The sequence below is a fragment of the Bacillus sp. XT-4 genome (assembly GCF_050864245.1).
In the GTDB taxonomy this organism is placed as follows: Bacteria; Bacillota; Bacilli; order Bacillales; family Bacillaceae; genus Bacillus; species Bacillus altitudinis.
In genome coordinates, this window is the sequence record NZ_JBPAFI010000001.1 from 467,309 (window position 1) to 489,159 (window position 21,851).

The 21,851-nt window shown below is 40.6% G+C and carries 24 protein-coding genes and 1 pseudogene; 6 read left to right on the forward strand and 19 right to left on the reverse strand.

Going from position 1 to position 21,851, the window contains the following annotated elements; all coding sequences use genetic code 11:
• Positions 1-56: 56 nt before the first annotated feature.
• The 8 genes and pseudogenes from ACRRMM_RS02495 to rpmG form a co-directional block, all read right to left on the reverse strand.
• Complete coding sequence (locus ACRRMM_RS02495; protein WP_007501242.1) at positions 57-1,976, reverse strand: LTA synthase family protein; 1,920 nt, start codon at positions 1,974-1,976, stop codon at positions 57-59.
• 212 nt (positions 1,977-2,188) lie between these two features.
• The gene (locus ACRRMM_RS02500) at positions 2,189-3,142 is read right to left on the reverse strand and encodes an ROK family glucokinase (protein ID WP_046343980.1); all 954 of its coding nucleotides are present in this window, start codon (positions 3,140-3,142) and stop codon (positions 2,189-2,191) included.
• 13 nt (positions 3,143-3,155) lie between these two features.
• Entirely contained in the window at positions 3,156-3,359 is a 204-nt protein-coding gene (locus tag ACRRMM_RS02505) for a YqgQ family protein (RefSeq protein WP_008342322.1), read from the reverse strand.
• Between the two features lie 70 nt (positions 3,360-3,429).
• Positions 3,430-4,968 carry a rhomboid family intramembrane serine protease gene (locus tag ACRRMM_RS02510; protein ID WP_428828446.1) on the reverse strand — a complete coding sequence of 513 codons (1,539 nt, stop codon included), beginning with the start codon at positions 4,966-4,968 and terminating at the stop codon, positions 3,430-3,432.
• Positions 4,969-5,054: 86 nt separating this feature from the next.
• On the reverse strand, positions 5,055-5,228 hold the full coding sequence (locus ACRRMM_RS02515; RefSeq protein ID WP_017357994.1) for a hypothetical protein: 174 nt from the start codon (positions 5,226-5,228) through the stop codon (positions 5,055-5,057).
• Positions 5,229-5,317: 89 nt separating this feature from the next.
• Positions 5,318-5,530: pseudogene (locus ACRRMM_RS02520) on the reverse strand (hypothetical protein).
• Between the two features lie 136 nt (positions 5,531-5,666).
• Positions 5,667-6,227, reverse strand: a complete 561-nt coding sequence (locus ACRRMM_RS02525; RefSeq protein WP_048001749.1) for a 5-formyltetrahydrofolate cyclo-ligase — start codon at positions 6,225-6,227, stop codon at positions 5,667-5,669.
• Between the two features lie 49 nt (positions 6,228-6,276).
• Entirely contained in the window at positions 6,277-6,426 is a 150-nt protein-coding gene (gene rpmG / locus ACRRMM_RS02530; RefSeq protein WP_008360061.1) for a 50S ribosomal protein L33, read from the reverse strand.
• A 451-nt stretch (positions 6,427-6,877) separates the two neighbouring features.
• Here rpmG and ACRRMM_RS02535 point away from each other — a divergent pair, with 451 nt between their 5' ends.
• Positions 6,878-7,225 (forward strand): hypothetical protein, encoded by a 348-nt coding sequence (locus ACRRMM_RS02535; protein WP_003217285.1) that lies wholly within the window; start codon positions 6,878-6,880, stop codon positions 7,223-7,225.
• The gene (locus ACRRMM_RS02540) at positions 7,222-7,722 is read left to right on the forward strand and encodes an endolytic transglycosylase MltG (protein WP_007501254.1); all 501 of its coding nucleotides are present in this window, start codon (positions 7,222-7,224) and stop codon (positions 7,720-7,722) included. Before ACRRMM_RS02535 ends, ACRRMM_RS02540 begins: the two co-directional genes overlap by 4 nt.
• A gap of 45 nt (positions 7,723-7,767) precedes the next feature.
• Here the strand turns inward: ACRRMM_RS02540 and pstB (ACRRMM_RS02545) are convergent, their stop codons facing one another.
• The 9 genes from pstB (ACRRMM_RS02545) to ACRRMM_RS02585 form a co-directional block, all read right to left on the reverse strand.
• On the reverse strand, positions 7,768-8,550 hold the full coding sequence (pstB, locus tag ACRRMM_RS02545; protein WP_008342337.1) for a phosphate ABC transporter ATP-binding protein PstB: 783 nt from the start codon (positions 8,548-8,550) through the stop codon (positions 7,768-7,770).
• 15 nt (positions 8,551-8,565) lie between these two features.
• Positions 8,566-9,378: a phosphate ABC transporter ATP-binding protein PstB gene (gene pstB, locus ACRRMM_RS02550; protein ID WP_007501258.1), complete on the reverse strand. Its 813-nt coding sequence runs from the start codon at positions 9,376-9,378 to the stop codon at positions 8,566-8,568.
• 23 nt (positions 9,379-9,401) lie between these two features.
• Positions 9,402-10,286, reverse strand: a complete 885-nt coding sequence (pstA, locus tag ACRRMM_RS02555) for a phosphate ABC transporter permease PstA (RefSeq protein ID WP_007501259.1) — start codon at positions 10,284-10,286, stop codon at positions 9,402-9,404.
• Complete coding sequence (gene pstC / locus ACRRMM_RS02560) at positions 10,286-11,212, reverse strand: phosphate ABC transporter permease subunit PstC (RefSeq protein WP_017357999.1); 927 nt, start codon at positions 11,210-11,212, stop codon at positions 10,286-10,288. Before pstC ends, pstA begins: the two co-directional genes overlap by 1 nt.
• A 79-nt stretch (positions 11,213-11,291) precedes the next feature.
• Positions 11,292-12,209, reverse strand: coding sequence for a phosphate ABC transporter substrate-binding protein (locus ACRRMM_RS02565; protein WP_007501261.1), 918 nt, complete (start codon positions 12,207-12,209; stop codon positions 11,292-11,294).
• A 214-nt stretch (positions 12,210-12,423) separates the two neighbouring features.
• Positions 12,424-14,559, reverse strand: a complete 2,136-nt coding sequence (locus ACRRMM_RS02570; RefSeq protein WP_039964027.1) for a peptidoglycan D,D-transpeptidase FtsI family protein — start codon at positions 14,557-14,559, stop codon at positions 12,424-12,426.
• Between the two features lie 122 nt (positions 14,560-14,681).
• Positions 14,682-15,968 (reverse strand): MFS transporter, encoded by a 1,287-nt coding sequence (locus ACRRMM_RS02575; RefSeq protein ID WP_025207632.1) that lies wholly within the window; start codon positions 15,966-15,968, stop codon positions 14,682-14,684.
• Positions 15,969-16,091: 123 nt separating this feature from the next.
• Entirely contained in the window at positions 16,092-16,700 is a 609-nt protein-coding gene (gene sodA, locus ACRRMM_RS02580) for a superoxide dismutase SodA (RefSeq protein WP_007501264.1), read from the reverse strand.
• A 183-nt stretch (positions 16,701-16,883) separates the two neighbouring features.
• Entirely contained in the window at positions 16,884-17,369 is a 486-nt protein-coding gene (locus ACRRMM_RS02585; protein ID WP_007501265.1) for a DUF456 domain-containing protein, read from the reverse strand.
• A 143-nt stretch (positions 17,370-17,512) separates the two neighbouring features.
• Between ACRRMM_RS02585 and ACRRMM_RS02590 the strand changes: the two genes are divergently transcribed.
• Positions 17,513-18,265 carry a DUF1189 domain-containing protein gene (locus tag ACRRMM_RS02590; protein WP_035390831.1) on the forward strand — a complete coding sequence of 251 codons (753 nt, stop codon included), beginning with the start codon at positions 17,513-17,515 and terminating at the stop codon, positions 18,263-18,265.
• Positions 18,266-18,304: 39 nt separating this feature from the next.
• Here the strand turns inward: ACRRMM_RS02590 and ACRRMM_RS02595 are convergent, their stop codons facing one another.
• Positions 18,305-18,850: a GNAT family N-acetyltransferase gene (locus ACRRMM_RS02595; protein ID WP_019743866.1), complete on the reverse strand. Its 546-nt coding sequence runs from the start codon at positions 18,848-18,850 to the stop codon at positions 18,305-18,307.
• 185 nt (positions 18,851-19,035) lie between these two features.
• Between ACRRMM_RS02595 and ACRRMM_RS02600 the strand changes: the two genes are divergently transcribed.
• Entirely contained in the window at positions 19,036-19,338 is a 303-nt protein-coding gene (locus ACRRMM_RS02600) for a hypothetical protein (protein ID WP_046527054.1), read from the forward strand.
• A gap of 106 nt (positions 19,339-19,444) precedes the next feature.
• A complete protein-coding gene (ispG, locus tag ACRRMM_RS02605; RefSeq protein ID WP_008342357.1) occupies positions 19,445-20,560 on the forward strand; it encodes a flavodoxin-dependent (E)-4-hydroxy-3-methylbut-2-enyl-diphosphate synthase in 1,116 nt (371 codons plus the stop codon).
• Positions 20,561-20,608: 48 nt separating this feature from the next.
• On the opposite strand, the gene ACRRMM_RS02610 is transcribed toward ispG, so the two are convergent.
• The gene (locus ACRRMM_RS02610) at positions 20,609-20,971 is read right to left on the reverse strand and encodes a cell division protein CrgA (protein ID WP_432450776.1); all 363 of its coding nucleotides are present in this window, start codon (positions 20,969-20,971) and stop codon (positions 20,609-20,611) included.
• A 139-nt stretch (positions 20,972-21,110) separates the two neighbouring features.
• Between ACRRMM_RS02610 and ACRRMM_RS02615 the strand changes: the two genes are divergently transcribed.
• The gene (locus ACRRMM_RS02615; protein ID WP_008342361.1) at positions 21,111-21,689 is read left to right on the forward strand and encodes a 5' nucleotidase, NT5C type; all 579 of its coding nucleotides are present in this window, start codon (positions 21,111-21,113) and stop codon (positions 21,687-21,689) included.
• Positions 21,690-21,851: the final 162 nt, after the last annotated feature.

Sequence of the window (21,851 nt, forward strand, 5' to 3'; positions counted from 1 at the left end):
CCAGTAAGTAAAAAAAGAAAACCTCTGCATGTAAATAGCAGAGGTTTTCTTTTAAATTAAGACGCCTTTTTTAGCTCAGTGTCATCTTCTTTTTTAGATGGTGAATGGTCCGAGTTGTTTCGGTCATAAAATCTAAGGAGATCTCCATAGATAATTTGATCAGAGAATTGAAGCTCCTGCTTTGCCTTTTCTTCATAAGACTGACAACCAGACTCATCTTCTCTCGGCTCACCCGTTTCTTTGTTGTAGCACACACCAGCTGTGAAAACACTGTCCTTCGTAATAAAACTTCCATCTCGAAGCACTGTGAAGTCATTTGTATCTTTTGATAATAGGTCATGACCAAATTGAATTTGCTTACTTGTATCGATTCCTAGAAGGTTCATGACTGTTGGACGGATATCCACTTGGCCGCCAACTGTATCAATCTCTTTTGGATGTTTATCCGTGATACCAGGAATGTGTACAACAAATGGTACTTTTTGAAGCTGAACTTCTTCAAAAGGTGTAATGTCTTTGTTTAAGAATTGTCCCATTGCTTCGTTATGGTTTTCAGAAATCCCGTAGTGATCCCCATATAACACAAAAATGGAGTTATCGTATAACCCTGCTTCCTTCATTTTTTTAAAGAAAAGCTTGAGTGCCTCATCTTGATAACGCACTGTAGGGAAGTATTTGTTCAACGTTTTGCTCTTTGAGTCATATTCATCAATGAGCTTATCTTCTTCATCTAAGTCGAATGGAAAATGGTTCGTTAATGTAATCAATCTCGTATAGAACGGCTGCGGGATCGTTTTCATTAAATCCACTGACTGCTCAAAAAACGGACCATCTTTTAGTCCCCAGCCAACTGAATTTTCTTCATTTACATCGAATGATTTAATATCAAAAAATTTGTCGTAGCCAAAGCTGTCATAGATCAGGTCACGGTTCCAGAAACTTTTGTTATTCGCATGAATAACAGAAGAATGATAGCCTTCCTCTTTTAACAACTCAGGTGCGGCTTTGAACTCGTTGCTTGGATTTGTGAAAAATACAGCTCCTCTTCCAAGCGGATAGAGTGAATTATCAACAATAAACTCGGAGTCGGATGTTTTCCCTTGACCCGTTTGATGATAGAAATTACTGAAATTATAGCTTTTCTTGATCAATTTGTTTAAGAACGGCGTGATCTCTTTCCCATTCAATTTTTCATTGATCACAAAGCTCTGGGTAGACTCAAGCGATACTAGAATGACATTTCGTCCTTTTGCTTGACCAAACGTCTTTTCATTACGGTCTGTTTGATTTGCGCTTACATAGTTTTCAATTTCCGTTAAGCTATTGCTGTCGGCAAGTGCTCGCTGAGCGGATTGCTTCGATTGCAGAACCCCATCATAAATATGGAAGTTATATAAGCTGATGTTTTTCACTAGCATCTCACGGTCAAATGAACGAGTTAACAGCTCTGGTCTTTCTGTTTCAGCCAAACCAAGGTTAAAAAAGAAAGTGGCTGCCACAAATAAGTAATAAGCTGCACGTCCCTTACGTGAAATCGTTACATCTGTTCTAAAGGAAGGCTGTTTTTTATAGAGCCAAATTAAAATGATGATATCAACAAACATCAGAAAATCAACTGGTTCAATTAAAGAGGTAATACTTGACCCGAGGTCACCCATATTGTTTGTTTGAAATAGGACGGGGATGGTTAGAAAATCACTGTAGAATCGATAAAATACAATGTTAGCTAACAAAATAAATGTCAGAACAAAACTCGTCACAATGATATATCGATTGCGATTTTTTTCTTTAAAGAATAAACCGATACCGAAGATAAACAAGAGAAAGCTAAGCGGATTAATAAACAGGATAAATTCCTGCATGAAATTTTCAATTTTGATATTAAAGCTAGATTTATAGATAACATAGGTTTTCACCCACATTAACAAAGTCGCAATCAGTAAAAATGACATCGCCTTTAATCTTTTCTTTCGCATTGTAACCTCCTTATGCTAAAAACGCACTCAGGTTAGGGACATCCCCAATTATTGGTGCTTCTTCAAAAATAACTAAAGTATATCTTATCCTGTCTATGCTGGAAAATCAATGTCTTTTTCCCCATGACAAACTTATGAATATGCTAAACATTCAATTTCATGCCTATCTATCGCTGATTTTAATAAAAATGACATCATTATGACATTTTTGTTCAAGACAGCCACTTGTTTTTTGCCATCCATGCACCGCCGATCACGCCTGCATCGTTTCCTAGTGAGGCAATCACCACTTCAACATCCTCAGCACATGGCGGGAAGGCATGATGCTTGACGACACGCTCTACTTTACTGCGAAGAAGCTCGCCCGCTTTAGATACACCGCCGCCAATGACGATTTTTGTTGGGTTTAAGGCACTGGCTAGATTCGCAAGGACAAGACCAAGATGGGTTGTTACTTCATCTACGACATGCATCCCCAGTTCGTCTCCGTTTTCTGCTGCCTCAAATACATCCTTTGCAGACAGCGAAGTAAGTGAGCCAAGTGATGATGTATGGCTCTTTGTTTGTAATGAATCCTTTGCGATTCGGACGATACCTGTGGCAGACGCAATGGTTTCAATACAGCCTGTTCTTCCGCAGTTACATGGTGCTCCTTGAAATGGAACGGCACAAATATGACCAATTTCTCCACCAGCACCTGTTTCGCCTTGAACCACTTCTCCATTGACAATAATACCGCCGCCAACCCCTGTGCCCAGTGTAACCATCAGGATGTTTTTGGCGCCATCACCTGCACCCTTCCACATTTCACCGAGTGCAGCAATATTCGCATCATTTTCGATGACAGATGGAAGTCCTGTCTCTGCCTCTAAATGGTCTTTCAAGGGATAGTTTGTCCAGCCCAGATTCGTTGTTTTATAGACAATTCCGGATACTTTATCCACTGGTCCCGGTGCCCCCATACCGATCCCAATTAGGGCTGATTTCGGCATGCTGATCTCAACTAGTTTATGGTCAATTGACTTGGCAATGTCGACTGTAATTGTCTGCCCAGATTTATCCGTAGGAATCTCCCACTTATGCTGAATTTCACCATAAAGATTAATAAACGCAAGCTTAATTGTCGTACCGCCAAGATCAACTCCTACAAACCAATCCCCTGTCATATGTCCTCCACCTTCACATTGTTTTTCGGTTTAATTTGGCTAGTTCCATTTGAAGGATGGTCATTGCGTTTGACCATTCAGTTCGATCGATGATGCCCGATGTGTACATTTCCTTCAATTCATCTGCCATAAATTCTAATTCCACTTCACGATCTCCGAAATATACGTAATTTCCAAATCTCATGAGCAGCTGCTGTACATCATATAACGTTTTCATTATTTTCACCATTTCTCTAAATCAACAGATAGGATAAGCGTATTCATAAATACGCTTTCAGTCAAGTCATTCAACGTGTTTGAGTGTTTTCAATATATTGTTTCAACTTTAAAAATTGGTCATTTTGCGGATCTTGTTTTAATGCTTTTTCGATGAAGTCGTCTGCCTCCGCTGTCTCGCCTTTTTCTACATGTAACAACGATAAGTGATACAATTTATTCGGCTCATTAGGATCTTTTTCAAGCGACTTTTGCAAATACTCAATGGCCTTGTCAAGATGTCCAAGCTGCGCTTCGGAAAGCGCATATATATGAAGTGCTTCAGCTGAGGCATCCTTTTGCTTTACATATTCCTCTAGACGCTGACTTGCTTCGCTATAGTTCTTTTCATCAAATAAACTCGCTGCCTCGCTAGTTGCCGCCGCTTCTTTTTGATCGTCTGAATGAAACCCTGTATACAATCCAAAGCCGCCAATAAGGAGGAGAAGAAGACTAGCAAGAAGCATTTTGACAGGCTGAAACTGTTTAGGAAGACGGACCGCTAAAGCGGCTAAAAATCCGCCAGCAAGCCCCCCAAGATGCCCTGCATTATCAATCCCTGATACAGTGAAACCTATCCCTAAATTGATGAGGATAATAACGATAATATTTGTCCCCATCGTACGAAAGAAGAGCTTCCGGTTAGAAATCGCTAAATATAACAATGCGCCTAAACAGCCAAAGATCGCACCTGATGCTCCTGCTGCGATGGCTGTATTAAACACAAAGCTCGCTATGGAGCCAAAGATGCCGGAAATTAAATAAATGAGCAAAAATCTTCCTGAACCATAAATTCTCTCAACAGCCGCTCCAACGGACCAAAGAGCAAATGTATTAAAGAGTAAATGCGTCAAACCAATGTGTAAAAACATAGGTGTCACAAAACGCCACCATTCACCCTCTAAAATCAGCATATTATTTTTCGCACCAAATGCTGTTAAAGTGGCTGTATTGGTACTTCCACCAGATAATTCAAGTAAAAGAAACATCACCACTTGGACTGCGATTAACATATAGGTAAAAATCGGTCTGCCATTTTGAAAAACGGCCCGTTCTCGTTCACGCTGCTTTTCCTGATCTTGAAATGCCTGAAGCACGTTCATTTTAAGCTGCATCACATCTTCGGCTGTATCTGCTTTCGCCTCTTCTACATCAATCGAAAGTGATGTATTCAGCCATTTTTGCAACTCGCGTCCATCGTTTTGAAGGGTTTCTTCATTCAGTAAAACAGGTGTCACCGTCACCTTTTGCTGTTTTTGCGGTTGACCGTTTATGTCTTCCCAATCATCTACTGGATGATCAGCTGTAAATTGTAGCTGCAGGAGATGGAGAGAACGTTTACGCATGGCTTCTCTCAACTGATTCATCCGAAAAGCCTGCTCTTCCATATCTCGAACGATCTCCTGTCTAAAATTCACATCTCTTCTATATAGACGGATGAGATCATATCCTGAGTTTCGTGGTGCTTCAAAAAAGATTTCATCTTCTGGGTACGGGCTTTGAATCATCTCGTATCCTTTTTGTCTGAGTTCATCAATCACTCGCCAAAATAGACTATCTATGACATTCATTCATTCGCGCTCCATTTTTTACATTATTATAGCAAGAATTACTCTTATACGCATTTCTCAACAAAAAAATCCCGGCTTTTGCGGGATTAGAATGCTTGGCGAATAAATTTCGTCCGAAAATATGGGATTTTCATTAGCCATTTAATAAAAAAGTGACGCACTTGGTTTTGACCTAAGATCAAATTCATGACCCGATAACGATTTTGCACAAGAACGAATGCAAACAGTGTGAACACAATGCTCCAAATCATTTTATTCATCATATTCCCTCCTATGTTCGTATCGTGGCTTAAATAGGATTTGTTTATGCATGAACCATCATTTTTATCTCTTACCATGCGATCTACTTTCACACTCTAATCCCTTGTTCTTTTGATTGAATATAATAGACCTCTTCACACTCTGATTGATCATAAGAACCGCCAAATTGATGAAGGTCGATTAAATCTTTGAACGCTTTGATATACTCTCTTCTTATTTTTCCGACTCCAAAAAAATCAAGGTGTGTATGCTAAAAATAAACCCATGAATCATGTTCGAGTTGTAAGTCAAAAGTATTCACTTACTCCCACAAATTACGGAAGTATCTTTTCTTTCCTCGAAATTTTTTCAAAACATGCCTCCTACTAGCTAAAATGCCATGAACTAATGAAACGATCTCAACACAAAAAGCCCGTTTTTGGACAATGAGCGGGCTTTCACTTTTGATATAACGTACCTTTTTCACTGACAATCATAGATACCGGTATGTCGTGCGCTTCAGCCGGAATATGCCTCGTCTGCTGTAAAGACAAACAAAGGGCAATGGTTCCCCCGTGGTAGTCCGCTAAGTAGCGATCATAATAGCCCCCACCAAACCCAATCCGGTAACCACGCTGATCGAAGCACACCCCAGGAACAATGATCAAATCAATGGCTTCTTTATGTACAGCTGTAGACTCAAGAGGGTCTGGCTCCAATAGCCCAAAGTAGCTAGATTTCATCTTTGTTTCAGGTGTATATTCATAAAACACCATCTCTTTTGTTCTCGGAAAACAGGTGGGAATACAAACTGTTTTTCCTTCTTCCCACGCTTTTTCAATCAGAGGCATTGTCGGTATTTCTTTTCCCCTAGACATAGTCAAAGCAATCGTTTTCGCCTGTTTCCATGCTGGCAGCTGCAACACGTGTTCATGAAGTAGAGCGGCGTGGCGATTGAACTCTTCAGCGCTTATCTGATCAAGCATGGCTAATGTTTGAAGGCGGAGCTCCTTTTTCATACAGGTTCATCTCCCATCATAAAAAAACAGCAGGAAAATTCCCTGCTGCTTACTTTGTTTCACGATGTAAAGTTTGTTTTTTATCACGTGAGCAATACTTTTTGAATTCAACGCGATCTGGATTGTTTCGCTTATTCTTTTTAGTAATATAGTTACGCTCACCGCATTCAGTGCAAGCTAGAGTAATATTTACGCGCATGTTTTTCCCTCCAAACTAAAATCAATTCACATTCAGACCTAACTATAATACCACTTCTAGCTAAGGAATGCTAGAATGTTTTTTCACCAATTTCATTTTTCAATGCATTCCACCCGCATCCTGATCCATATTGTCTGGTCATGTGATGAAAAATCGCCTTCTCCCCTATAAAAACACGTTCTTTGTCGTACTGTATACATGAGAACCCCCTCTTTGTTCCACAGCTTTTTTTCATCTGATCCGTCTTCTTTTATTTTAACAGCGGGCAAGGTTTTCATACTCGGTTTCCCTATAAAAAGAAAAATGATGAAAAAAAGGTGATTTTTTCGGCAATTCCTTTTGAAACTAGCTTTTTTATGGTATAAAAAAGAAGGGTCGAAAACTGTCTGAAACAATTATGAGAGCCTTTTTTGGCTTTCAGCATTAAAATATGAATAAAAGGTGATGAAACATGGAAATTGCAATTATCGGATTGCTTGTTGTCAGTATTGTACTGATCGCATTCTCATATTTTCAAAGAGAGCCGATTAAAGAAGTCGAACAGGAACTTGAAACACTTCAACTATCTGCAATGCAAGAAATCTATAAACTGAAAAAGAAAATGAAGGTTCTTGAAGAAGAATTGCTTGAAACAAACATCGTTGTCCGCAAGCATTCAGAAATTGATCCATCTATTGCAAGACAAATCATTTCAAAGCATCAAAATGGCATGTCTCCTGAGGCCATTGCGCGCGCTGAGCATGTATCTGTAGAAGATGTGAACATGATCATTAAAGACAACGAGAGGGTGCTTGTATGACGAAAAAAAGCATCCAAACGTTTGCAGCAGGTATGATTCTTGCAACTGGTGTTCTGGCGATCGTCTTTTTCCTTACTGGAAAAGATGAAGCGGCAGCTGATTCTACAACAAAAGAAACCCTCGCAGCGAAAGTGACAGACACTGACGTGAAAAATTACTTAGACTCTAAAAAAGAAGTCTCCGTCAGCCGTGAAACATATCAACAACTTCTTGATTATAAAGAAAAAGCGCTGAAAGCAAGTGAAGACGGCGATTCTCAAAACGATAAACAAACAACGGACAAGCCAAAAGGCAAAACGGTTAAATTCGTGATTAAAAACGGTATGAGCACAAGTGATGTTTCAGACATGCTTGAAAAGGACGGAATCATCAACTCGTCTAAAGATTTTAATGATTACGTGATAGACGCAGGCTACCATAAAGAAATTCGTGCCGGCAAATTCAATTTAAAAACAGGTATGACATTCAAACAAATTGTCAAAGCCTTAACAAAATAACATCAAAAAACCCCCTGGCGGCATTGACCTCCAGGGGGTTTTTGATTATCCAAATCGTCCTGATATATAATCATTTGTTCTTTGATCATTTGGCTCTGAAAACATCACATTCGTATCATTGACCTCAACAAGCTCGCCCATCAAAAAGAACGCTGTTCGGTCTGATACCCTTGCCGCTTGCTGCATATTATGCGTCACAATGGCAATCGTATATTTCTCTTTTAGTTTCATGATTAATTCTTCAATCTTTAATGTTGAAACAGGATCAAGCGCAGATGTTGGTTCATCCATTAATAGAATATCCGGGCTTGTGGCAATGGCTCTTGCGATACAAAGACGCTGCTGCTGACCACCAGAAAGACCTAATGCAGGCGCACTTAATCGATCTTTCACTTCATCCCAAAGGGCAACATCACGAAGCGCTTTTTCAGCGATTTCTTTCAATTGCTGCTTGCTCTTCACCCCGTGAATTCTTGGCCCGTAGACGACATTATCAAAGATAGATTGAGGGAATGGGTTTCCTTTTTGAAAGACCATCCCGACGTTTTTACGCAGTTCCACTAGATCGACACGGCCTTTTAAAATATTGTCACCGTTATACATCATATCCCCCGTGATTTTCACACCTGGCACTGTTTTGACCATGAGATTTAAGGTCTTTATAAATGTTGACTTTCCGCAGCCGGACGGACCGATAATCGCTGTGACCTCATGCTCTTTAATGTCTAAATCAATATGCTTCAGTGCGTGATGCTGTCCGTACCAAAGGTTCATATCATTCACACGAAACACTTCTTTTTTGACTGTTTCAGTTGCTACTGCATTCATCAAAATCCACCCGCCTTATCCGAATCGACCATTAATATAGTCTTCTGTTTTTTGCTGCGCAGGACGTGTAAAGATACGTTCAGTCGCATCGTATTCCACTAGATCACCGTTCAGGAAAAAGGCTGTATGATCAGATACACGTAACGCTTGCTGCATATTGTGTGTGACAATGACAATCGAATAATCATGTTTTAATTCCGATAATAGCTCTTCAATTTTTGCATTTGAGATCGGGTCTAAGGCAGAAGCCGGTTCATCTAATAAAAGCACGCTAGGTTTCATCGCAAGGGTACGTGCAATACAGAGACGCTGCTGCTGGCCACCTGATAATGATAAAGCAGAGCGGTGCAAGCGATCTTTGACCTCATCCCATAGCGCTGCCTTTGTTAAGCTTTCTTCTACCGCATCATCAAGCACTGATTTCCTTTTTTCACCCGCATATTTTAGCGCATGCGTAATGTTGTTGTAGATGGATTTAGGAAATGGATTTGGCTTTTGGAAGACCATCCCGATTTCTCTTCTTAAATTCACCACATTAATACGGTCATCCAAAATATTTAACCCTTCGTACATGATCGCCCCTTCACTTCGTGCACCTGGAATTAGGTCGTTCATGCGGTTAATGCTGCGTAAAAAAGTCGATTTTCCGCACCCTGATGGGCCGATTAATGCAGTAATTGCATTTTTTTCAATTTCAAATGAAATTTGATTGACTGCTCTTTTTTCACCATAATAAATACTTAAATCCTGCACCTGTAGAATCTGTTCCGCTTGAAGTGGAGCCTTTTTTGCTGCAATCTCTTTTTTTTCTGCTAGCATTTGAACCATATCCCCTTCACACCTCTCACTATTTATTTTGACGTAAGCTTCTTATGAATAAATGAACCAAGCCATCTAGCTGCTAAGTTGAATACTAATACAGAGAGCACAAGTACGGCTGATGCACCATTTGCAATGGCCTCTGCATCTGGAATAATCCCCTGTGTATTGACGTTCCATATATGAACGGCTAATGTTTCTGCCGGTCTAAAAATATTCAGTGGTGACGTATCGGAGAAAGGACTCCAGTTTGTAAAATCAAGACGCGGTGTTGAAAGACCTGCTGTGAAAAGAAGAGCAGCCGCCTCACCGAAAACTCTTCCCGATGCTAAAATCGCTCCGGTAATAATGGATGGAATCGCACCTGGGATCAGAACCGTCTTCACTGTATGCCACTTTGTCACACCGAGCGCAAGCGATGCTTCCTTTTGATCCTTCGGTACAGATCGAAGTGCATCTTCTGTCACCCTGACCATCACTGGCAGGTTAAAGACAGTCAGCGCAAGGGCTCCTCCGATGATCGTATAGCCCCATCCTGTTAAATTAACAAACATCAGCAAACCAAACATACCGATGACGATCGATGGCAGAGACGATAACACTTCAATACATGTACGAATAAAATCAGTCACTTTGTTTTGAGGTGCATATTCTGCCATGTACACCCCGCCGCCCACGCCAAGAGGCACGGTAAACAGCATCGTAATAAATAGAATGTAAAACGAGTTAAACAGCTGATCCCTAATACCGCCACCAGAGCCAATCGCACTTGAGCGGGTAGTCAAAAAATCAAAATTTAATTCTTTGGCACCGTTGAAGATGATATAAGAAAACAAGCCAACAAGTATCGCCGTGATAATGGCGGCACATAATCCAAAAACGATTGTGGCAAAACGATCGGTCATTTTGCTATTCATTAAATCTTCCTCCTAGATGACAAGTATCTGATAATGAGTATGAACATAAATGATACAACTAGAAGGACAAGTCCCATTGACCAAAGTGTATTGTTTTCAACACTTCCATACGTTGTATGTCCCATGTTTAACGTAATAATGGTTGTTAATGTACCAGCTGTGTCCATAATACTTTCTGGTAGATTACGCGTGTTTCCAATGACCATCTGAACGGCAAGGGCTTCTCCAAATGCTCTTGCCATTCCAAGCACGACTGCTGTCATTAATGTCGGAAGCGCTGCAGGTACAAGAACACGTCTGATCGTTTGCCATCTTGTTGCGCCTAATGCATACGATCCCTCACGTAAACTTTTTGGAAGTGAAGCCATTGCGTCAGTTGCAATGGATGTAACAGTTGGCAGAATCATAATAGAAAGGACAATCGTTCCTGCTAAAACACTGTGCCCTGAACCGCTTGACTTAAAGTGTCCAATAAACGGCACCAATACTGTAAGACCTATGAATCCGTAAACAACGGATGGAATCCCTACAAGCAGTTCAATCACTGGCTGGAGAATTTTCCGTCCCCATGCAGGTGCAATTTCTGTCATGAAGATCGCTCCTGCGATGCCTAGCGGTGCTGCTATAAGTGCTGATAGAAGCGTGACAGCGATTGAACCAAAGATAAACGGAAATGCGCCGTATTGCGGATTTTCTGCTGTAGGGTTCCAATTGATACTGGTTAAGAACTCAATTGGGCTTACACCATTTACGATGAAAGATTGTAAACCCTTAATGCCAAGGAAGATTGTGATGGCAATTGATACAGCAATCATTAAGAATGCGCAAAATTTCACCAAAATACTTCCTCTTACTTCATCCATTTGCCTATTTTTTTTCGAGCTGATCAGTCGATCGCTCGCTTCTGTATGTTCTATCTGTTTCATCTTTTTCTACACTCCTATGAATGTCATAAAAGGAAAAGTGAAAAGCTCCACTTTTCCTTCATCATCAATTCAAGACCTTTTACTTATCTGTTTGTTTGCCTGTTGCGTCTCTTTCTACTTTCATATTAGAGACTGAGATGTAGCCTTGGTCTTTAACGATTTCTTTTTGTACTTCGTCACTCATCAAGTAATCTAAAAATTGTTTTGCTAAACCGTCTGGCTCACCTTTTGTATAAGAGTGCTCGTATGCCCAAATTGTATATTTACCGCTTTCTACATTGCTTTCTTCTGGTTTCACACCATCAATGCTAAGCGGTGTAATTTTGTCATCTGTTAAATAAGAGAATGCTAGGTACCCAATCGCACCTGGTGTTTCTGCAATCAACTTTTTCACTGTGTTTGAAGAATCCTCTGTGATTCCTTCTGCAGGTGTCGCGCCGTCAAGTGCATATTTCACAAATGTTGCACGAGTTCCTGATGAGTCTGGTCTGTTCACAAGTGTGATTTTTTGGTCTTTCCCGCCAAGCTCTTTCCAGTTTTTGATTTTACCAGTGAAGATTTTTTTCAATTCGTCCTTTGTGATGTCTTTGACACCAACTTCAGGGTTAACAGCTGCCGCCATTCCAACAACTGCTACTTTGTGGTCTTTTAAAGCTTTTGCGTCGATTCCGTCTTTCTCTTCTGCGAATACATCTGAGTTCCCAATTTGTACAGATCCTTCTGATACTTGAGAAAGTCCTGTTCCTGAACCGCCGGCTTGTACTTGAATATCGGCTTTTGGATGTTTATCCATGAATTTTTCTGCTGCCGCAAGAACTAAAGGCTGCATCGCAGATGATCCTGAGATGGTAATGGAACCTGATGCCTCATCTTTGTTTGAAGCATTTCCTTTACTGTCTTTTGAATCTCCGCTTGAGCTGCTGTTTCCGCATGCTGTGACGAATGCTAACAATGCGATAGTAAGGAAAGTAAGCAGCCATAATTTGTTCTTTTTCATTTCAAGAATACCCCCTGAATAATTTGTCCTACGAGTAATACATTAAAGGTTCTTTATTAATTTCGTTTAAATGGAATGTTAAGGTTTTGTAAATGTCGAAGATTTGTAGAGAAATTGCGGGGTTTTTTATGATTTTTGTCAATTTATATCGAAAAGTTTGAAGAAAATATAAAAAAACGCCCACAAAAAGTGAGCGTTTTTACCTAGAATAGGTCTAGTTATTTGTTTCTGCTTCATTTTCAATTTTGTTTTTGTTCTTCGCTTGTGTATCATTGCTTTCCTGTTTCGATTTCAGTTCAAAGTACTTGTCTAATACTTGTTCACCAATATCATTTGTAATCGGATAGCGCTGGTTGTAATCTTGATACACCCAAGGCACGACAACTGAAATCGCTACTTCTGGATTATCAGCAGGCGCATACGCAACAAGTGTTGTGTTATACGTCGGTGTGCCGCGTTTGCTTTTAATCGGGCCGTCATAGAATGATTGAGCGGTCCCTGTTTTGCCAGCTGGATTGTATTTTTTGTTGCCAAAGTTCGAATAAGCTGTCCCTCTTGGGTTCTGCATCACAAGCTTGAATCCTTGCTGTACGCGTTTGATCTCATCACTTGTCATATCGAGCTTATTCAGTACATCCGGCTTGACGGACTCCGTTACAGCCCCAATGCCTCTTTGCGGATCTGGCTCTCTCACTTCTTTTACGAGCTGAGGACGTAAACGATAGCCGCCATTGGCAATCGTTGAAACGTATTGCGCCATTTGCAGCGGTGTAAACGTGTCATATTGTCCAATCGCATAGTCAAGTAACAGACCAGATTGTGTAGATGTTCCACGATAGCCAGTTGCTTCGTTTGGCAGGTCAATACCTGTCTCTACTCCAAGACCAAATTTACTAAAATTGTAACGGAACGTATCAAACGCCTTTGTATCAATTGGGAGCGGCTGATTCTTACGATATTCCCCTTTCCCAATTGCAATCGCTGTTTTAAACATATACACGTTTGATGAACGCTCTAGTGCGGTTAAATCATTAATGAGTCCCATATTTTGATAGGATTTTTTCGGCGGTGACTGAGCGATATAGAGCGGTTCATCGTATTGGGTGCTTCCAATATGAAGGACGCCTGTTTTATAACCTGTCAGCACAGTTGCCCCTTTTACTGCTGATCCCATCGCATATGATGATGTCATCGTTCCTAGTGCATAGTCATCAAATTTGTATGACCCATTCTTATTGGTAATCTGTTTACCCGCAATCGAGAGTACTTCCCCATTTCTCGGGTCCATCATGACAACAAACGCACGATCAAGAAGTTCTGTTCCGCCTCTTTGCTTCGCACTTTTCAAGTTCTTTTCGATGATTTTTTCCACCGCTTTTTGCAGCTGAATATCAATCGTCAGCACAAGGTCTTTCCCGCTCTTTCCTTCTGTTAACACTTTAGAGCTTGTGACATTGCCTTCTTTATCTGTTGTACTTTGTTCTTTTTCTTTTTGACCTTGCAGGACATCTTCATATTGATATTCAAGATAGCTTTTTCCTACACGATCATTTCGGCTGTAGCCGAGTGATAGATAATGTTCAAGCAGTGACGACGGAAGACCTTCATCACTTGAAGACACACTGCCGAGCATACTGCGGAGCAGTCCTTTATAAGGATAGCTGCGTGACCAGTCTGTTGTGACATCTACACCTGGCAGCTCGTCCAAATGCTCAGAGACGTAAGCAATTTCACTTGGTTTAACGTCTTCATTTTTTATGAATTGAGGCGTAAGTGCATAGCCTGCATCCATTTGTCTTTTAATCGCAAGCACTTGCAAATCTTTTTTCGTCAGTTGATTTAATTCCTTGTCTGTGATGCGTTTCAGCTGGAGCTCGTATAGTTTATCATCAGAGACCTTATCGTCACCCTTTAAATCGGCTTCTTTTTGAACAAGCTTTTTCGCTTCATTCGGATGGGTTAAGATCCAGAAATCTTTTTTATCACGATCTGTGATTTTCTTCGTACTTACGTGAATCATATCCGCTAATTTTGTTGCCACTTTGAGCCGCTCTTCTTGTGAAGTCGTCGAGGTTCTCGTATATGTAATGGCATTTAGCGCTTTATTGCTGACAATCGTGTTATAGTTTCGATCATAAATTTTTCCGCGCGGAGCAGATGAACTGACATTCACGTCTTCTTGTTTTTCTGCCTGCTTTTTATAATCTTCTCCATTCACAATCTGCACAAAACCGAGTCTGACCACAACACCGGTAAAAATAATGAACGCAGCTAAAAATAATAAATTCAGCCGGATCGGAAGTGTTTTGCGCCCTTCCTTCGCGTCTTTTTTGTTTTTCTTGTTTCTCATCACATCACCTTTTCTATCAAGAAAGAAATGGCACCCCTTTTTATGTATAAAAGGTGCCATCATCATTTTAGCGGTTTTTCTATCATTTATCTAGAAATTTGATGTTCCATTGGTAAGAAATTTTACCTTTCTCCCTTCATAAGGTTCGTTTGAGAAACAGGCTTTTGACCGTCAGCCTCTTCTATATCAGCTGTTTTCTCTTTTAAATGAATGTCCTTTACAAAATAATAAATAAGGGTGTGCCCCGCTCCGAGTATGACAAGTGAAGCAGGAATCCCAAGCCGATCGCCCAGTAAGGTGACAGATAAAAGAAAAAAGACAATCGAACAAATACGCCCTGCATTTAAAAATAGTTCTCTGACGACAATATATTCAATTCGGGCTTTTCTTGCATATCTGGCATGACCGATGACATCGTAAGTTAAAGAGACATACGGAACTAGCAGAAGCGGGTAGCCGATCGCAATGGCTACTGCGTACATAAGCAGTGATACATAGGACAAGTGAAAGACGATTAAAAATAAAGCGCCGTATAAAATAAGCCCGCCAAACATAATCGCTTTTTTGCGCCATTTTTTCTTAATCAAACGAGTAGCAAAAAAATAGGCAAAAAAGGCAACACCTGAATTGACTAGACCAAATGTGCCTAAAGCAAGCTCACTGTTTGTTGCAATAAACACAAAGACACTGATTAAAAAGACAAACACGCCTTCACGGAGCCCCTGAAAAAAGTGAGCAGTTGTGATCTTACGCCAATTCTCGTCCGCATGGCGCTCTTTCCAAATTTGCTTAATGATAAATTTTCCTTTTGATTGTCTCCTCTTGAGGAAAAAACTCATCACAACCGCTAGTGAAAACAAAAAAAGCGATAAAGTGAAAATTACTGTATAGCCTGTATCATCCGTTAATTGAGAAATGACAATTCCTGCAATGAGCGGCCCGATCATACCGGCTGTAGAGGTAAGCACTCCTAAAAATCCATTAAAGAAATCCCTTGTTTCAGGTTCAGTAATCTCAAAAGTGAGCACGTTAAAGGCAAGCCAGTAAAAACCATAGCCGATTCCAAGCACACTGCCTAATAACACGAGCCGAGCTGCCGCTTGCTCTCCTGCCATGAGAACAATTAAGTAAAAAGCGGCTAAGAAGATGACACCGAAACGAAGGACAAATGCACGATCTATTTTTTTAGCGAGCCGTCCAGCAAATAAAAAGGTAATGGGCTGAAGGACAACAATTGCCAAGTTATAAATCGCAAGGTCTGTAAATCGCCCAGACTGTTTCCATAAATACACGTTCACAAACGTATTCGAAAGCGCAATCGCAAGTGCGTATAATCCGCCAATCGTGAGGAGGAGCAATAAATCTCTTGTGACATCCATGTCCCCGAACATTTTCTTTAATCTGCTCATATCATTCATTCTCCTTTTCTACACAATAGTCTGTCTCATCAAAAGGCAGATATGTAAAAAAAGGAGGGAAAATATAAAAAGACCCGCTCTCAGAGAGAAGCAGGTCTTTTCAAATCAAATCATTTATTTAGCTTCGCTGTAAAGGCGAGCCACTTCATCCCAGTTCACAACATTCCAGAATGCTGAAATGTAATCAGGACGACGGTTTTGGTAGTTTAGGTAGTAAGCATGCTCCCAAACGTCTAGTCCTAGGATTGGTGTTTTTCCTTCAGTTAAAGGAGAATCTTGGTTTGGTGTGCTTGTGATTTCAAGTTTGCCATTGTTCACAACAAGCCATGCCCAACCAGAACCAAAGCGTCCTGCAGCTGCTGCAGCGAAATCAGATTTGAATTTTTCAAATCCGCCTAATTCTTTTTCGATCGCATCTGCAAGTTCACCAGTTGGTGCGCCGCCACCGTTTGGTGAAAGAAGCGTCCAGAATAATGAGTGGTTCGCATGTCCTCCGCCATTGTTACGTACAGCTGTACGAATGTTTTCAGGCACAGAGTTCAAGTTAGCCACTAGCTCTTCAATTGATTGATCTTCAAGAGCTGATACACCTTCGATTGCTTTGTTTAAGTTTGTTACATAAGTGTTATGGTGTTTTGTGTGGTGAATCGTCATTGTTTCCTTGTCGATATGTGGTTCTAATGCATCGTAAGCATATGGTAATTCTGGAAGTTTAAAAGCCATGGTTAAATTCCTCCTTAGAAATGTATGTACTGAAATGCTTCCTTAGTAAGCAAGCAATTCACCCTAATCAAAGAGTATCAAAAGAAACGGCTTGTTTCAACGTTATTGCTCATGATCTGAAACATTTCAGTGTTTATTTTGTATTTAACCCTTCAGAAAGAGTGTTAAACACCGATTTTCCATTTAGCGAAGCACATAAAACAAAAAGATTCCCAGCATCAGTGCTTGAATCAACCCTTTTGCAAATACGCCTGACACAAAACCAATTAATGAGCCAAGCCCAACTTTCACACTTGTCTTCAGATCTTTTTGATGAACGAGCAGCTCTGCGATGACACTGCCGATAAATGGACCAATGATAATTCCAGCAATCGGAATCACAAAAGGACCGGCTAAAAGCCCAATGGTACTTCCCCAAATGGCCGCCCGGCTGCCGCCAAAGCGTTTCACCCCAATCAGATTGGAGACATAATCCGCGGCAAATAACACAGCTGTAAACATGGCTTGAATGAGCCAAAAGGTGAGCGTCAATTTCTCAAAGCTAAAAAAGAGCCCATATAAAATAAACCCAAGAACCATGAAAACCACACTAGGAATGATTGGATAGACAAGTCCCACAAACGCAATGATAAATGCACAGCCGATCAAAATCCAATACAGCACGTCCAATCCGCAGCCGCCTCCTTTTTATATGCTGTATACATTATGCCTCATTCCTTCTATCTTAACCAGCAATGAAGGCCGTACTTGTACTGGATGGATAGACATTGATACAATGTGAGAAATAGAAAAGAATGTAGGAAGTGAATCGGTTGAACGTATTTAGTTTATTGTTAAAAGGAATTTATTCACCAAAAGATATTGCCAGAGCACGTTTTACTGGGATTGGAAAGGCTATTTTATTCATCTTTATCCTTTCGATCATCGCAGCTGTCCCCCAGGGCTATCATATGAGCAAAGAGATTTCAAATGCGATGTCAGGATTTCAGCATGTGATAAAAAAAGATTTACCCGACTTTTCCATTGAAAAAGGAACGCTTCAAGCGGATCAAAGCACGCCGATCGAAAAAGAAGAAAACGGCATCACGATTATTTTTGATCCCGCTGAAAAAATAAAATCAAGTGAGCTTGAATCAAAACAAACAGCCATTGCGTTATTGAAAGAAAAAGCAGTGATTGCCATTGACGGACAAATGACAGATATTCCATACCAGCTGCTTGGCGGAACACTCACAAAAGATGAACTTGCCAGCGTCACAAACCAGAATCAAGCGATCATTATCCCTGTCATTTGTGTCCTGCTGTACCTATCTACTGCTGCTCTCATGTTCATCAGCGCAACATTCCTAGCCATGCTTGGTACATTTATTAAACGAATGCAGCAAAAAGAGCTGTCCTTTCAAATGCTTTGGAAGCTCTCTGCCTATTCACTCACATTAACAACCGTCTTTTTCGCCATCATGAGTGCATTAAACACGCCGGTTGCGAACTCATTTTTATTAAATTGGGTGATTAACTTTATTTTCTTATATCTTGTCGTTAAAGAAATACCTGCAAAAAAATAAGCTCCCTCATTTCGGGGAGCTTTTTTATTTGTTTTGACCCTATGACTCATCTGGATGGATGATCGCAAACAAATAGTGATCCTCCCACTTATCATTGATCTTTACTTTTTTACGATGAAGTCCCTCATTTTCAAACCCTGTCTTCTCAAGCACACGAATGGAACCAATGTTAGATGGTTTTACGCCAGCCTCAATACGGTGAAGGTACAGTTCATAAAAGGCATAATCGATAATCAAACGAATCGCCTCTGTCATATACCCCTTCCCGCCTTGCCTTTCATCAAGCACATATCCAAGCAAAGCCCCTTGAATCGGTCCTCTTTCAACAGAATGGAGTGAGATCGTTCCAATTAATGCATCTGTTTCATTTAAGAAAATACCGTGCATGTAGGCTTCATCTTTTGCACGCCTTTGCATACTGCGGTTAATCCGTTCCTTTTGACGAGGTACAGTAAAAAAATCATCCTGAACCAAAGGTGTAAATTGCTGAAAATAGGTGCGATTCTCTCGTTCAAGTGTTAATAGAGCTTCTGCATCACTTTCTGTTAGTGTTCTTACATATATATGCTGACTGATTTTCTTCATATACTCTCCCCCTTTTTTTATTTTATCATAATAAAGAAAGCGCTTCGGCTTATCAAAGATTTTTCCGATTACAAGTCATAATAGAACTCACTAGAACCACCCTTCCCTAGCTTTTTCACTCTTTTTGGTTCTATCAACTCAGGACATGCATACACTGAAGTAAACTCTTAAAAGCGGTGAGTAAAATGCGGCGAATTATTTTTTTACTAGTCAGTTTGTTTGTCCTCTTTATTATCTTTTTTGATTTGAAAAATGGAACGATCCCCGTTCAGGAAGGACCTGCTGTTCCCGCCAGCGCCTTTCAAACAGCTGATAAACAGGCATATAAAACTGTTACTGTTAAACAAGGTCAAACCGTCGTCTCTATCGTACATACAAGTAAGCCATTAGATAAAGTGATCGAAGACTTTGAAGCACTGAATCAAGGCGTCAAAGCGAACGAAATTCGGGCAGGCAGCACATACAAGTTTCCGGTCTATAAGAGATAAAACGTTAATTCCTTGTCATTCATACAAAGAGACTGTTACAATATGAGATGTAAAACACGTCGTACACTGCAAACGAATTGCATGTACACTAAGGAGCGATTGACAAGTGAGTGAAGTCACACATCGTACAAAAACGCGTCCCGTCAAAGTGGGACCTTTAACTATAGGTGGAAACAATGAAGTCGTCATTCAAAGTATGGCGACAACCAAAACACATGATGTCGAAGCGACAGTAGCTGAAATTAAACGTTTAGAAGAAGCTGGCTGTCAAATCGTGCGTGTCGCATGCCCAGATGAGCGTGCAGCAAATGCGATTGCGGACATTAAAAAACAAATCAACATTCCCCTTGTTGTCGACATTCATTTTGACTACAAGCTTGCACTGAAAGCCATTGAAGCAGGTGCAGACAAAATTCGTATCAACCCAGGAAACATCGGAAGACGAGAAAAAGTCGAAGCTGTTGTGAAAGCGGCAAAAGAAAAAGGCATTCCAATTCGTATTGGGGTAAACGCCGGTTCACTCGAGAAAAAGATTCTTGATAAATACGGCTATCCAACAGCAGATGGTATGGTTGAAAGTGCACTGCATCACATTAAAATTTTAGAAGACCTAGATTTTCATGACATCATTGTCAGTATGAAAGCATCTGATGTAAACCTTGCGATTGAGGCATACGAAAAAGCAGCAAAAGCCTTTGATTACCCTCTTCATCTTGGGATTACAGAATCAGGTACGTTATTTGCAGGTACGGTCAAAAGTGCAGCTGGTCTTGGCGCAATCTTGAATATGGGGATTGGTAACACACTCCGTATTTCATTAAGTGCTGACCCGGTCGAAGAGGTCAAAGTGGCACGTGAATTATTAAAATCATTTGGCCTTGCATCAAATGCAGCAACACTCATCTCTTGTCCAACTTGTGGACGAATTGAAATTGACCTCATTAGCATTGCAAATGAAGTCGAAGAATATATTTCTAAAATTAAAGCACCAATTAAAGTAGCTGTTCTCGGATGTGCTGTAAACGGTCCGGGTGAAGCGCGTGAAGCTGATATTGGCATCGCTGGCGCTAGAGGTGAAGGCCTTTTATTCCGCAAAGGTGAAATCGTTCGGAAAGTGCCAGAAGAAACAATGGTCGAAGAACTGAAAAAAGAAATCGATAAAATCGCTGAAGAACATTATGCAAAAATGGAAGCTGAAAAAGCAAAACAAGCGAACGCATAACAAAGAACGCCTGACATCACTGTCAGGCGTTTTTCTGTTCCTATCCTGTTAAAAGAACGGGGTGATAAAGATGCCGAGGATGACGGAAACGATTCCGATCCCGATTGACCACGCGCCAAGCGCATGTGCTCCTTTTCTTCTTGCAACATAACCAACGACGATTGCCGCTACCCCTAATAGCACCGGCAAGACAAATAATGAGATAATCGCAATCGCGAGTGCTGTATAGCCTATCCCCTTACTGCCTGAATCGTCACCTACATGGTCACGTTCTCTTCTGTCTTCACGATCTCTTGATGCTTGATATGGCTCTGCTATTTCAGCAGCTGTTTCCTCTAAATAGCTATCATCATTACTAAAGTGTGTGTCGATTTCACGATCATTTCTTCTGAAATCTTCGTCTCTTTCCATGATCAATTCCCCCTTTTGGTTAATAGAAAGGAGCTTTTTTAGTATGAGCAAAAATGTCTGTTTCATGTTTGCTAAAACTTGCTGGAATTGTGAATTGATTATGTTACACTTTAAGAGGATAAATATGAGGAGTGTGGGCATGTTACGTTTAGGAATTGATATCGATGGCACAGTCACGGCGCAGGACACCTTTGTCCCCTACTTAAATGAGTCGTTTCAATGTGACATCACACTAGATGATATGACGGAATATGATTTGACGAAGCTTTTAAAGATTTCAAATGAAGAATTTTGGGGCTGGATGAATGAGTATGAGCCTCTTATTTATAAACAGGCAAAGCCTGCCGAGGGTGCAAAAGAAATCCTCAATCAAATGAAACATCATCATCAATTGATTTATATCACAGCCAGAAGGCAGCATCACTCAGACATCACCTACAAATGGTTTGAGGAGAATCATGTCCATTATGACGATATCGAGCTTGTTGGCGGACATCATAAGGTGGAAGCTGTTCAAAAACATAAGATCGATGTGTTTTTTGAAGATCATCATGGCAATGCCACAATGATTGCAAAAGAAGCTGACATTCCAGTGATTCTGTTTAACTCACCGTATAATCAAATGCCAATTGATGAACGGATCATTCGCGTGAATAATTGGCAAGAAGCATCCCAATGGATCAAACAGTATGAAAAGCGTCTGCAAACTGCTTACTAAAACAGATCAAAAGCCGATACGTTTTTAATGTATCGGCTTCAGATTGTTGACAAAGGGCTAAAATGAACTTTATTTTAGCCCTTTGTCTTCGTTTCAGCGTGATAGAAAACCTTTGCAGCCCTAGGAAGGACGAGTACTGGCGCGGAGCGAATGTAACATTCG

Bases quoted from the DNA above. Each gene is read 5' to 3' on its own strand.
- ACRRMM_RS02610 (WP_432450776.1), bottom strand. From the start codon at position 20,971: ATGGAAAGAGACGAAGATTTCAGAAGAAATGATCGTGAAATCGACACA.
- ACRRMM_RS02515 (WP_017357994.1), bottom strand. From the start codon at position 5,228: ATGAATAAAATGATTTGGAGCATTGTGTTCACACTGTTTGCATTCGTT.
- ACRRMM_RS02570 (WP_039964027.1), bottom strand. From the start codon at position 14,559: ATGAGAAACAAGAAAAACAAAAAAGACGCGAAGGAAGGGCGCAAAACA.
- ACRRMM_RS02505 (WP_008342322.1), bottom strand. From the start codon at position 3,359: ATGAAAACGTTATATGATGTACAGCAGCTGCTCATGAGATTTGGAAAT.
- ACRRMM_RS02565 (WP_007501261.1), bottom strand. From the start codon at position 12,209: ATGAAAAAGAACAAATTATGGCTGCTTACTTTCCTTACTATCGCATTG.
- ACRRMM_RS02535 (WP_003217285.1), top strand. From the start codon at position 6,878: ATGGAAATTGCAATTATCGGATTGCTTGTTGTCAGTATTGTACTGATC.
- pstC (WP_017357999.1), bottom strand. From the start codon at position 11,212: ATGAAACAGATAGAACATACAGAAGCGAGCGATCGACTGATCAGCTCG.
- ACRRMM_RS02510 (WP_428828446.1), bottom strand. From the start codon at position 4,968: ATGAATGTCATAGATAGTCTATTTTGGCGAGTGATTGATGAACTCAGA.
- ACRRMM_RS02575 (WP_025207632.1), bottom strand. From the start codon at position 15,968: ATGAGCAGATTAAAGAAAATGTTCGGGGACATGGATGTCACAAGAGAT.
- ACRRMM_RS02525 (WP_048001749.1), bottom strand. From the start codon at position 6,227: ATGAAAAAGGAGCTCCGCCTTCAAACATTAGCCATGCTTGATCAGATA.
- ACRRMM_RS02540 (WP_007501254.1), top strand. From the start codon at position 7,222: ATGACGAAAAAAAGCATCCAAACGTTTGCAGCAGGTATGATTCTTGCA.
- ACRRMM_RS02500 (WP_046343980.1), bottom strand. From the start codon at position 3,142: ATGACAGGGGATTGGTTTGTAGGAGTTGATCTTGGCGGTACGACAATT.
- ACRRMM_RS02615 (WP_008342361.1), top strand. From the start codon at position 21,111: ATGTTACGTTTAGGAATTGATATCGATGGCACAGTCACGGCGCAGGAC.
- ACRRMM_RS02495 (WP_007501242.1), bottom strand. From the start codon at position 1,976: ATGCGAAAGAAAAGATTAAAGGCGATGTCATTTTTACTGATTGCGACT.
- ACRRMM_RS02600 (WP_046527054.1), top strand. From the start codon at position 19,036: ATGCGGCGAATTATTTTTTTACTAGTCAGTTTGTTTGTCCTCTTTATT.
- pstB (WP_008342337.1), bottom strand. From the start codon at position 8,550: ATGAATGCAGTAGCAACTGAAACAGTCAAAAAAGAAGTGTTTCGTGTG.
- sodA (WP_007501264.1), bottom strand. From the start codon at position 16,700: ATGGCTTTTAAACTTCCAGAATTACCATATGCTTACGATGCATTAGAA.
- ACRRMM_RS02595 (WP_019743866.1), bottom strand. From the start codon at position 18,850: ATGAAGAAAATCAGTCAGCATATATATGTAAGAACACTAACAGAAAGT.
- pstA (WP_007501259.1), bottom strand. From the start codon at position 10,286: ATGAATAGCAAAATGACCGATCGTTTTGCCACAATCGTTTTTGGATTA.
- pstB (WP_007501258.1), bottom strand. From the start codon at position 9,378: ATGGTTCAAATGCTAGCAGAAAAAAAAGAGATTGCAGCAAAAAAGGCT.
- rpmG (WP_008360061.1), bottom strand. From the start codon at position 6,426: ATGCGCGTAAATATTACTCTAGCTTGCACTGAATGCGGTGAGCGTAAC.